Genomic DNA, 318 nt, shown 5'->3' on the forward strand with positions numbered 1-318 from the left:
CACCATGAACGGGGTCGACCCGGTGGCCTGAGCCAGGTCGCGGACCCTGGCAGCGGTGTGCTCGGGAACGGTGAAGGGAATGTGCGCGCCGTCGAAGGACTGGACCTGGGGGCGCGGCCGGTCGGTCGGAAGATCCAGGACCTGCAGATCGGCCAAGTGCTCCTCCCAGTAGGCGAGCTGGTCGGCGTAACCGCCGTCGGCGGCCCAGCTGCGCTGCCAGTGGGCGTAGTCGCCGTACTGCACCGGCGGCGGCGGGAGCTCGGTCCCCCGGTAGCCGGCGGTGAGCTCACGCCAGAACACGGCGTCCGACCAGCCGTC

Annotated in this window: 1 protein-coding gene; it reads right to left on the reverse strand. The window is 71.7% G+C overall.

The window, feature by feature from the left end; genetic code table 11:
* On the reverse strand, positions 1–318 hold a 318-nt coding region (locus tag V5E28_RS49290; RefSeq protein WP_336217228.1), incomplete at both ends, for a condensation domain-containing protein.

This window comes from Nonomuraea sp. LPB2021202275-12-8, from assembly GCF_037044575.1.
Classification (GTDB): Bacteria; Actinomycetota; Actinomycetes; order Streptosporangiales; family Streptosporangiaceae; genus Nonomuraea.